General features: G+C 54.7%; 11 protein-coding genes. 6 read left to right on the top strand and 5 right to left on the bottom strand.

Annotated elements, in window-relative coordinates; translation table 11 throughout:
* Window positions 1–1,639: FAD/NAD(P)-binding protein (locus ACTIKR_RS17020; protein WP_442328473.1), on the top strand; the 1,639-nt coding region annotated here is incomplete at its 5' end.
* Window positions 1,640–1,833: 194 nt separating this feature from the next.
* Window positions 1,834–2,829 (top strand): Bug family tripartite tricarboxylate transporter substrate binding protein, encoded by a 996-nt coding sequence (locus ACTIKR_RS17015; RefSeq protein ID WP_226817308.1) that lies wholly within the window; start codon window positions 1,834–1,836, stop codon window positions 2,827–2,829.
* Window positions 2,830–2,940: 111 nt separating this feature from the next.
* On the opposite strand, the gene ACTIKR_RS17010 is transcribed toward ACTIKR_RS17015, so the two are convergent.
* The 5 genes from ACTIKR_RS17010 to ACTIKR_RS16990 form a co-directional block, all read right to left on the bottom strand.
* The gene (locus tag ACTIKR_RS17010; protein ID WP_442328472.1) at window positions 2,941–3,912 is read right to left on the bottom strand and encodes a Bug family tripartite tricarboxylate transporter substrate binding protein; all 972 of its coding nucleotides are present in this window, start codon (window positions 3,910–3,912) and stop codon (window positions 2,941–2,943) included.
* Between the two features lie 65 nt (window positions 3,913–3,977).
* A complete protein-coding gene (locus ACTIKR_RS17005) occupies window positions 3,978–4,994 on the bottom strand; it encodes a cyclase family protein (RefSeq protein ID WP_442328471.1) in 1,017 nt (338 codons plus the stop codon).
* Window positions 4,995–5,006: 12 nt separating this feature from the next.
* The gene (locus ACTIKR_RS17000) at window positions 5,007–6,203 is read right to left on the bottom strand and encodes a CaiB/BaiF CoA transferase family protein (RefSeq protein WP_442328470.1); all 1,197 of its coding nucleotides are present in this window, start codon (window positions 6,201–6,203) and stop codon (window positions 5,007–5,009) included.
* Between the two features lie 15 nt (window positions 6,204–6,218).
* Entirely contained in the window at window positions 6,219–7,226 is a 1,008-nt protein-coding gene (locus ACTIKR_RS16995; RefSeq protein ID WP_193090450.1) for a Bug family tripartite tricarboxylate transporter substrate binding protein, read from the bottom strand.
* Between the two features lie 22 nt (window positions 7,227–7,248).
* Complete coding sequence (locus tag ACTIKR_RS16990; protein ID WP_442328469.1) at window positions 7,249–8,085, bottom strand: HpcH/HpaI aldolase/citrate lyase family protein; 837 nt, start codon at window positions 8,083–8,085, stop codon at window positions 7,249–7,251.
* 202 nt (window positions 8,086–8,287) lie between these two features.
* On the opposite strand from ACTIKR_RS16990, the gene ACTIKR_RS16985 reads away from it, so the two are divergent.
* From ACTIKR_RS16985 to ACTIKR_RS16970, 4 genes are all read left to right on the top strand, one after another.
* Window positions 8,288–8,485 (top strand): heavy-metal-associated domain-containing protein, encoded by a 198-nt coding sequence (locus tag ACTIKR_RS16985; protein ID WP_442328468.1) that lies wholly within the window; start codon window positions 8,288–8,290, stop codon window positions 8,483–8,485.
* A 134-nt stretch (window positions 8,486–8,619) separates the two neighbouring features.
* Complete coding sequence (locus tag ACTIKR_RS16980; RefSeq protein WP_193090453.1) at window positions 8,620–9,036, top strand: DUF411 domain-containing protein; 417 nt, start codon at window positions 8,620–8,622, stop codon at window positions 9,034–9,036.
* 89 nt (window positions 9,037–9,125) lie between these two features.
* Window positions 9,126–9,530, top strand: coding sequence for a DUF305 domain-containing protein (locus tag ACTIKR_RS16975; protein WP_442328467.1), 405 nt, complete (start codon window positions 9,126–9,128; stop codon window positions 9,528–9,530).
* A 199-nt stretch (window positions 9,531–9,729) separates the two neighbouring features.
* Window positions 9,730–10,580, top strand: an 851-nt coding sequence (locus ACTIKR_RS16970) for a LysR family transcriptional regulator (protein ID WP_442328466.1), incomplete at its 3' end; no start/stop codon positions are given.

Below are 10,580 nucleotides of genomic sequence, written 5' to 3'. Positions count from 1 at the left end.
TGACATCATGGACGCAATTTGCCGGTTAGGCATCGTCGGCGGTGGATCGGTCGGTATTTCATTTTTGGCGCAGCTGGTTGCACATCTTGAAGCCAGCGCGAACAGTGCAAACAATGTACCCGGTTGTCACATTACGCTGTTTGAACCATCCGAAAAAATCGGGCATGGCACCGCCTACCAGCATGATTTGAATACCAATCTGCTCAATGTGCCGGCGGGCAATATGTCGCTGTACGACAAGCACCGTTCTCACTTTGTGCAATGGCTGGCGGCGCAGCCCGAAGCGTTTTTGCAATCGTATGCCATAAGCGATATTGATCCTGCCGCGTTTTATCCGCGTCCGCTGTTTGGTCGATATGTTCATGAGCAGTTCGATCGCATTGTTGCACAGGCGGCAGCGCTTGGCATAAAGGTGCGGGTGGTGCGGGATGCTGTAGTGGCTATTGCCCGCCATGCAGCCGGGCAAGGGCAGGGGAACGAGCATAAACAGAAGGCGCAGTCGCAGATTCAACTGATAGACAGTGCCGGCGCAAGCTATGTTGTTGATCAACTGGTCCTGTGTAACGGTAATCTTGCATCCGACACGTTCGATGCGCTGGTGCCGTGCGCAGGGTTCATGAATAGCCCTTATCCGGTCAGTGCCTTGTCACAAGCGATTGCCGCCGACGCCACCGTAGCCGTTCTGGGGACTAATCTGAGTGCCATCGACGCTGTTGTTGCACTGAAGGCGCACGGGCATGGCGGGCAGATTCATTGCTTTTCCCGGCAGGGCGTGTTGCCTGCAGTGCGAAGTGTTCATCCGACCCATGTGCCAAACCGGCTATCCCGGGCAGACGTACATGCGATGGCGCTTGCAAAAGGGGGACGACTGGACCTGGACGATGTGGTCGGGATGTTGCGTGAGCAGATTCTGGCGATTGATCCTGGTTTTGACATTCATGATATTGCCGGCGGCGGCGCAGATGCGGCGATTCAACTGAGTCGTGAGCTGGACGCCGCGTGTAGCGGGCCGCGTGCATGGCAGGCGGTGCTGGCGGCAGCCAATGAAGTGATAGATTTGCTGTGGTTTTATCTGGATCAGCCAGCCAGACGGCAGTTTCAGTCGTGCTGGCGCTCGCAGTGGATGTCGCGTCGGGCCATGTTCCCGGTGCAGAACGCCCTTCAATTGCAAAGCCTGATCGAGGCAGGGCAGTTGCATATCCATGGTGGCTTTCAGGCTTGTGAAACGCTTTCGAATGGGCAAGGCTTTGTGTTGCATTGTCGTGATGCTGCAGGCGCACTGCAGCAGCAGGCGTGTGGCGTCGTGATCAATGCAACGGGATTTTCCCAGGACGTACGCCAGTCCTCGGATCCGCTTATTACGCAATTGATGCAATCGGGCCTGGCGCGCGCGAGCGACTATGGCGGCTTTGAGCTGGACTTTGACACGGGATGCCTGGTCACCGCGAATGGCACTATTGCAAACGACATTACTGTACTGGGTAGCCTGGCTTGCGGCACCTATTTCTGGACGGTTTCCATGGATGTGAATGCCCGGCTGGCCAATGAGCAAGCAGCACGCCTTGCGCGCAAGCTATGTCGGCCGATTGTGGCACAGGCAGGCGTGCCGACAAGTGCAGACGTTGCTACACAAGTGTAATAAGTAATAAACCGCCTGCAGGTATCAGGAAGTAAAAAGCAGCCAACGAAAAATCAGTAAACAGAATCAGTAAATGAATATCAGTAAATGAATATCAATGAGAAAAATCAGCAGCCATAAGAATAGAGCTAAAAGCTATTTTATTAAATTGCTGTTTGACTGTATAAACCATATTCCAATTGAGAGAAACTGCCATGACACTATTGAGAAAAATGACTGTGCAGTGGCTTAATGCCATTTGTGCCATTTGCGCATTGAGCGGCACATCGGTGGCCGTTGCTGCCACAGCAGACCAGGATTACCCCAATAAACCGATTCGATTGATTGTGTCCTACCCTGCCGGCGGCAGTGTCGACGTTGCGGCTCGCATTCTCCAGGAACCGCTGACCCAGGGCCTGGGGCAAAGTGTGGTGATTGAAAACAAGGGCGGCGCTGGGGGCACTATCGGTACTGCACAGGTAGCCAAAGCGGCGCCGGATGGCTATACGCTGCTGTTGACACTATCGTCACACACGATCAATCCTGCCATCTATGCGCAATTGCCCTTTGATACAGAGAAGGACCTGGATCCTGTGTCCATGGTTGCATCAGCGCCTCAGGTGCTGGTGGCACATCCTTCGTTCAAACCCTCAACGGTTCCGGAACTCATTGAGTACGCCAAAGCCGCAGACAAGCCGGTGATCTACGGTTCAGCGGGTGTCGGTTCGCCCAGTCATATTGCAGGTGAATTATTCAAGAAGCTGGGACAGGTTCAGTTGACCCATGCGCCGTATCGCGGCGGCGGTCCGGCAACAGTGGACGTGCTGGGCGGGCAGATTCCGTTGCTATGGGTGTCGCTGCCTGCAGTGACTCAATATATCCGCAGTGGAAAACTCAAGGCGCTTGCCGTATCCACGAACGAGCGCACGCCAGTGGTCCCGGATGTGCCATCGATGGCTGAAACCATTGACGGTTTCAATGTGGACTCCTGGTATGCCATGTTCGCGCCGGCTGGCACGCCGCGACCGATCATCGACAAAATCCAGAAAGTACTGGCCGACGCTGCTGGCAATAAAACCATACAGCAGGCTTTCCTTGCTCAGGGTGCGGTTGCTGTGGGAGGAACACCGGAAGCACTCGAAGCGGTGGTGAAAAAGGAAATTCCCGCCTGGAAAACGTTGGCCAAAGAGGCGAATATTAAAATTAATTGAGTGGAATATCGCGGCACGCATTGCCGCTACGTAAAAGCGAGACTGCCGGGATTATCCCGGCAGTATTTTGTTTCTCATGGCAGCATGGCGGTGTCGGCCGCGTAGCGAAATCTAATCGAGCCTGATATTGTTCTTTTTGGCTACGGCGTCCCAGCGTGTCAATTCGTTTGCAATAAACGATTTGAATGCCTCGGGTGAGCTGCCTTCAACCTGCATCCCCAGATTGTTCAATTGCTTGATGGTTGCAGGATCTTTGAGGGCGGTGTCGATGGCCTGGGACAGTTTGCTGATGATCGGCTCGGGCGTGCCGGCCGGTGCGAAAATGCCGTTCCACTCGCTCACATCCATTTTTACGCCTTGTTCTGTCATGGTCGCCACCTCAGGAAGATCGCTGCTTCGTTTGGCAGCCGTGGTGGCCAGCGCTTTCAGTTTCTTGCCACGGATGTACGATATGGCCGAGGCTGCGTTGGCAAAATAGGTATCCACTACGCCACCCATGACATCGACCAGGGCAGGCGCGCCACCCTTGTAGGGCACATGCACGATGTCAACACCGGTTTCCTGCTTGAGCAATTCACCCACAATGTGGACCGGACTGCCAATACCGTAGGAGGCAAACGTCAGTTTTCCGGGGGACGCCTTGGCGGCATCGACATAGGATTTGACGCTGTCATAGGGAGAGTTTGCCGGCACGACCATCAGATAGGGAGAGCTCACGACCTTGGAGACGGCAATAAAATCCTTCAACGGATCATAAGGCAGTTTGCGCAACACCGGGTTGATAGAAAATGACGACGCATCATACAGCAGGGTGTAGCCATCGGCGGGCGCGCGTGCAACCTGCGTGGCGCCGATAGAACCACTGGCACCTGCCTTGTTCTCTATCACAATGGGTCGCTTCAGGGTGTCGCCCAGCGCTTTGGCAATAATGCGTGCGGCATTGTCGGCGCCGCCGCCGGCAGAGTAGGGCACGATCAGGCGGATGGCCTTGCTCGGATAATCGGCAGACCAGGCTGTGCCGCTGGCCAGCACGCCGCAGCCCAGGGTAAAAGAGATAAGGGTTTTGTTCAATGACATATGCATGATGTCCTCCGTGATAATTATGATTATGTAGCTGTGTTGTTGTCATAGTGTGGTCAGACCCGTCACTAAACCGTTGCCACGGGGTTGACCGGTGCCCCGACCATGCCGCGCAGATAGATGGGCGGCGCGGTCAGGAAGAAGGCATGGCGCTCGTGCTCTCGCAGCCATTTGGCCAGGATCGACAGATGCCATAGCTCCCCCAATGGCATGCCTAGTTTTACCAGGCAGTGCTCATGTAGCGGCAACAGTGGCCCCTGACTCTTTTTCAGCGTGTAGTTGCGTTTTTCCACTGCATGGTTATCAGCGGCAAGTGCAGACACTTGTGATTGCGTAATCCACTCAAGCAACTTCGGATCGTTGCCGTCCAACGCGCAGCAACTGGTTTTCAGAATCTCATGGTCGGCCTCGGCACCTAGGTTCAGCGCAATGTCGGCAAGGCCGGTGTGAAAGCATACGATGTCGCCTTTGTGCAGCACAATTCGGTCGGCCTTCATGACCGCTTCGATATCGGCAAAGCTGACCAGTCGCGCTTGGTCGCCAAAGTGATGGCGCAAATCGATCAGTACGCCGCGTCCCTGAATCCCATGTTGCGCCATGGGGTCAATGGATAGCGCTGCGGCGCCATTGAATTTGTCGGTGACAGCGTGTTGATGGCCAACGACGCGAAAGCCGTTGTAGCCAACCGGCGCTGCTGTGCCTGACCCCAGTGCATCAAAACACGAACAGACATGTCCGAGTGCATCCCATTGCGTTGAATACTGCGGCGACATCGTCACCATATCGTCGCTCACCACATCGGTGGCGCCGGGCGTATCGTTACCCAATGGGAAGTTGAAAATGGGAACGCCGTTCTTCATTGACGGACGTATCACAGGGCCAGCGCGACGTGGATTAAGAACCGGCTGCCTGGGAACATCCAGCGGCAGGCTCAAGGCAAAGCTGATCCCTTGTCGTATTTCACGGGCCGCGCGTACACGCGCCTGGGCGTCAATCCAGTTCAATCGGCCCAGTTGGTCGTCGGGGCCGAAGTCTCCCCAGTTTGCTCCTGCCGGGCGCTGTTTCCAGTGGGCGGTTGTGGTCATGGGGGCTCCCTGTTAACGCACGATGCCGCGCTGTCTGAATTGGTTGATTTGCTGCTCGGAATAGCCATATTCGGCGAGCAGCTCGCTCGTGTGCTCCCCGAAATCGGGCGCCGCCCGTTCGGTGGCGCAGGCCGCGTGATCCATTTTAATCAGACCGGTAATACTCTTGTACTTGCCGATCTTGCTGTGTGAAAATTCGCGGACCAGGCCTTCGGCCTGAACTTGTGGGTGTTCGAACATATCGTGCACCGGCCGGACCATGGCACAGGGCACATGGGTGCCAAAATGCGCCTCCCACTCTTGCGCGCTGCGTTGCTGCAAGGCGTCACGGATGATGGGCACGATAATGCTGGCGTTCTCGGCGCGTTTACGGACCGTGTCGTATCGTTCGTCGGTGGCCAGCGCCTGCAGCCCCAGCAATGTACACAGTGCTTCCCAGAAGTGCGGTGTATTGGCCGACAAGTAAATAAACCCGTCCTTTGTGGGGTGAATGCCGGTGATGCCGCCCGAGCGCATATCTCGTTCAATGCTTTTGGGCTCGCCTTCTGCCCAGACCAGGCGCGTGGACTGCATGGTCAGCGCGCTGGCCAGCAGCGAGACTTCCACATACGAGCCCTGGCCGGTGCGTTCCCGCTTGAACAGCGCCGCATTGACACTATTGGCGATCATCGCGCTAGCGTAGAAATCAACAACAGAGCCATACACAATTTCCGGCTCGGCTTTGTCCATGCCCTGTGAATCGCAAATGCCGGACATAGCTTGCAGCACCTGGTCATATCCGGCGTTGTTGGCCATGGGGCCGCTGGAGCCATAACCGGTCATGGCGCAGTAGACCAGCTTTGGATTCAGTTGTGATAAGCTCGGAAAATCGATTTTCAGACGCGGCGGCACGGTGGGGCGAAAATTATGCACCAGCACATCGGCCTCAAGCAGCAGTTTCAGGAATATTTCATAGCCTTCGGCGCTCTTCAAATCCAGGCTGATCCCACGCTTGCCCCGGTTTACGCCGATAAATGCCCGGCTCTCTGCCTGTAGCGTTGAAGGATACTTGCGCAAGTTATCCCCCTCGGGGGGCTCGATTTTGATCACCTGCGCGCCCAGGTCGGATAGCAGCGTGCAACCGTAAGGCCCGGCGATATAGGCGCTAAGATCCAGCACCTGGATGCCGGCCAGGGGCAATGCATTGTTTCCTGAAGTTGTTGATGTCATAAGGCTGATCCGTGTTTATTTCTGTACGTGAATATCGCTGTCTCTGGCGACTTTTTTCCAAAGGGCGATGTTGTCGCCAATTTCCTTGTCAAAATCAGTGGGCGTCATATAGGCGGCTTCGGCGCCTTCCTTAATAAAGAATTTTTTCAGCTCCTCGTCGGACGTGACCTGTTTAAGCGCGTCATTCAGTTTTGCGACGATAGCATCGGGCGTGCCTTTGGGCGCCAGAACGCCCCACCAGATCTTGAAGTTGTAGTTGGGTACGTCGGCAGCGATGGTGGGCAGCTCAGGCGCCACCGGGCTTTTCTGACTACTGGTCACACCCAGGGCGGTGGCTTTGCCGGTACCTACTGCCGGCAACAGCGACGGGCCGCTGGCGATCAATACATCCACCTGGTCACCAATCAGCGCATTTGTTGCCGGCCCCATCCCTTTGAATGGAACATGCGTCATCTGTATTTTGGCCAGCGAGTTCATCATTTCGGTCGCAAACTGGTTGCTGCTGCCCGGGCCAGATGATGAATAATTGAGTTTGCCGGGATTGGCTTTGGCATAGTCAAGCAAGTCGCTCACCTTGGTGAATCCGAGCGTTTTGCGCACGGCCAGAATAAACGGGCCCTCGGCCATCAGGCCCACGCCGCGCAGATCACCAATGGGATCGAAGGGCAGCGATGGCTGTATCGCGGCATTGGTTGTAAAGCTGGAGGATACGGCTGCCAGCGTGTAGCCGTCCGGCTTGGCACGAGCCACCTGCATGGTGCCGATAGAGCCGCCGGCGCCGCCTTTGTTTTCAATCACAACTGTCGTTTTGAGCAGCGTGCCCAGTTTCATGCCCACGGCACGCGCGAACGTGTCATTGGAACCACCGGGTGGGTAAGGCACGACAAGCGTGATAGGCCGATCTCCCGGAAAAGTGGCAGGGTCAGCGGCAACGGCGACCGCCGGCAGCGCCATCACAGCGGCCAGCAATGCGGTGCCGGCTGTTCTCAGAACAAGCGTATGGTTCAACGGATTTTTTCTCACTTTTGTCTCCTGGGATTATCGATTACTCGCCGATCAGGCGCAGAATCATTTTTGCTTTGTTGATAAATGGAACATCGATCATCTGGCCGTCAAGGACATACGCGCCATGGCTGGAGTGGCCTGCCGACTCGACAATTTTTCGCGCCCAGTCAATTTCTTCCCGGCTTGGCGTAAATACTTCATTTGCAATAGCAATCTGGGACGGATGAATACAAGTTTTGCCCAGAAATCCGACAGACTTGGCCAACAGCGCTTCCTGCCGATAGCCTTCACTATTGCCAATATTGGCATATGCGCTGTCATAGGCGTACACGCCTGCACTGCCTGCGGCCAGGCGCAAGCTCACCATGACATGATGTACCGTAGCCGATTCGTAGCGATGGATGCCCAGCGGTTCAAACAAATCACCAAGGCCCAGCTGCAGGCCGGCGATGCGCTTGTCTGTCGCAGCAATGTCTGCCGCATTGACCAGGGCCAGGGCGGTTTCAATGTTGACCAGGATCGCCGGCGGTTTGTCCAGGGCGCAGGCGGCTTTGTCGAAAGCCACGAAAAAATCCTTCATTTGCTCGGACGACTCGATTTTTGGGATATTGATCATGTCCACTGTATCAACCATGCACGCCAGCAAATCTTCGTCAAACCAGGCGGTGCCCATATCGTTGATGCGCACGATGATGGTCTTTTTCTGTGTTTCTGGTTGCAGTGTTTGCAGAAAATCGTTCAACTGCTGCCGGGCCTGGTCCTTGTGCGGCTCCAGTACGGCGTCTTCCAGATCAAAGCAAATACTATCGGCCTGGCTGTTGAGGGCTTTTTCGAACAATTCCGGTCGTGATGCCGGCACGAATAATTTGCTTTTCATCTTCTCCTCCTTTTGTATGCGCAGATAATAAGGGATGAAAGATAGAAAAAACGTCTGTATTTTTATCTTAAAAAGATATAAATTATGTCTTTTGAGCTGGCAAAATCGGGCCCAAAGCCATGACGGCTGAAATAGTGCTTGACCTTCCCACTGTGGCAATGTCTATGCTTTGATAACAACGAATCAAATGGGAATTAATCGTATGCAATTTCAAATCGACAATATGACTTGCGGCGGATGCGTGCGCCGGGTAACGGCGGCAGTCCAGTCCGTTGATTCGGCGGCCACGGTCACCGCCAATGTGGGCGAACACCGCGTAGACATCCAGTCGACCAGTACCCAGCAAGTGTTCCTCGCCGCGCTGGAAAGTGTCGGCTATCCTGCCAAGCCGGTGGTATAGGCGGATGCCGGCCATCCGAGGGATCTGAATAATAAAACGCGCGATGTACGCGCGTTTTATCGCTTTTTATTGAAAAGGGAACTTATTGAGGCCATGGACAGACAAACACTCATTCACTTTTGCAGGGTTTTTAAATGAAAACGTTCATATTTTCAGTGGCGCTTTTGACCGCAGCCTCGGGCGCTTACGCCTCGGAAAAATCGGTCACTGTGTATCACGATCCCAATTGTGGCTGTTGTACTGGCTGGGCGCAACACATGCGCGATTCCGGCTATACAGTGAACGCGATCAAGACCGCAGATATGTCTGCAATCAAGCAAAAACTCAAGGTGCCCGCTGCACTAGAATCCTGCCATACTGCAGTGATCGACGATACCGGGCAGATCGTTGAAGGGCATGTACCGGCAACGGTGGTCGACAAATTGGTTGCCAACCGGTCCATCCCTGGTGTAGCTGCGCCCGGCATGCCCGCCAACTCGCCTGGCATGGGACCCATGGACGGTAATCTGGTCACCGTGGATTTTTCCGGACAAGCGTTTTCCCGAGACTAGCATCTGAAAGTGGGCATTTTCACATGCGCCGCTTTGCAATGCCGTCTATACGTTGAACATATTTTTTTAACCGTTCCGAAGGAATGATCATGCACCAACACCCATTGTCCTGTTTTTCCCGAACGTTCGCTATTCGCGGCCTGCTTGTCGCAACCCTTGCAATTAGCGGTTTTGCCGTGCCGATGGCTGCCCAGGCTCAGTCTGGCGGACATGCGCATATGGATACCGGAGAAGCGCCCAAGGATATGCACGCCTCCATGATGAACATGCAGCAGCAAATGGGTTCAGTAAAGGCCTCGGGAGATACCGATTATGATTTCGCCGTGATGATGCGGATTCATCATCAGGGCGCGGTGGACATGGCGCAGATGGAACTGGACAAAGGCAAGGATCCGCAATTGCAGGCCATGGCCAAAGAGATCATTGCCGCCCAGAAAAAAGAAATCGCCCAGTTTGATCAGTGGATTGCTCAATACGAGAAGCAAAAGAAATAAGGCCATCAGCTTCTGTCAGCCTTTTGCTGTATTGGCAGGGCATGCGTCGGCAGCGTATGGTGCCTGGAGTATGATCTATAGATTGTCGGCGCGTGCCTTGCATTGTGTGCTTAAATAATTAAAACAGTAGCCGGCAGGCTGACAGCAGCGTGCCGGTATCAACCGCCCTAACCGCAGAACAATGATGCGCGGAACAATGATGAATACAAACTTTATCCGCACCTTTCTCCTGGTTCATCAGCTTGGCTCCATGGCCCAGGCAGCTCGAAAATTGAATGTGACGCACGGGACGGTGGCGCAGCAAATTGCGTCGCTGGAAAAAGAGATCGGTGTGACACTGGTGGCGCGAGCGGGAAAAACCGTGCATGTGACAGAGGCGGGCCTGCGTTTGCTCGACAGGCTGATGCTGATCATCAATGAAATAGACGCATTGCCTGGCCTGGCCAATTCAAACGAAATACGCGGTGAGCTCAGAATTGGTGCAGGCAATAGCGTGCTCAACAGTATCCTGCCCGATATCCTTAGCCTGCTGGTGCGACGCTATCCTGACGTCAACGTGGTTGTGCAGCCCGGTGTGTCGCCGGACTTTTACCGTGACATTGAAAGCGGTAACCTGGACGCTGCCATCGCGATTGAGCCCCCTTATACCTTGCCCAAAACCCAGGAATGGCTTTTGCTTCGCGAAGAGCCATTTGTGTTGCTTGCGTCTGAAGTGCATTGCGGTAAAAAACCGACACAGTTACTGCGTTCAGAGCCTTTCATTCGCTATGACCATAACAGCTGGAGCGGCAAGTTGATTGAACAGTATTTGCGCGCCGTAACGATCGTGCCGGCCGAGCGCTTTGAGTTGAACGCAATTGAATCCATCGCCCTGATGGTCAATCAGAATCTGGGCGTTGCCATTATTCCGGATTCGGCCAATCTGTATAAACGGGACCTTAAAATTATCAAATTACCCTTGCCTGAAGTCAGTGCACCACGCCGCTTCGGGCTGGTCTGGTCGCGCAGATCGGCGCGCATCAGGCTGGTGCAGGCTTTTCGCGAAGCGGC

Origin of the sequence: Advenella sp. (assembly GCF_052108595.1) — a bacterium.
Taxonomy (GTDB): Bacteria; Pseudomonadota; Gammaproteobacteria; order Burkholderiales; family Burkholderiaceae_B; genus Advenella.
This window is presented reverse-complemented; position numbering and strand designations above follow the sequence as displayed.

Coding starts and splice junctions, on each gene's coding strand:
- ACTIKR_RS17015 (WP_226817308.1), top strand. CDS start 1,834: ATGACACTATTGAGAAAAATGACTGTGCAGTGGCTTAATGCCATTTGT.
- ACTIKR_RS17005 (WP_442328471.1), bottom strand. CDS start 4,994: ATGACCACAACCGCCCACTGGAAACAGCGCCCGGCAGGAGCAAACTGG.
- ACTIKR_RS16975 (WP_442328467.1), top strand. CDS start 9,126: ATGCACCAACACCCATTGTCCTGTTTTTCCCGAACGTTCGCTATTCGC.
- ACTIKR_RS16990 (WP_442328469.1), bottom strand. CDS start 8,085: ATGAAAAGCAAATTATTCGTGCCGGCATCACGACCGGAATTGTTCGAA.
- ACTIKR_RS17010 (WP_442328472.1), bottom strand. CDS start 3,912: ATGCATATGTCATTGAACAAAACCCTTATCTCTTTTACCCTGGGCTGC.
- ACTIKR_RS16980 (WP_193090453.1), top strand. CDS start 8,620: ATGAAAACGTTCATATTTTCAGTGGCGCTTTTGACCGCAGCCTCGGGC.
- ACTIKR_RS17000 (WP_442328470.1), bottom strand. CDS start 6,203: ATGACATCAACAACTTCAGGAAACAATGCATTGCCCCTGGCCGGCATC.
- ACTIKR_RS16985 (WP_442328468.1), top strand. CDS start 8,288: ATGCAATTTCAAATCGACAATATGACTTGCGGCGGATGCGTGCGCCGG.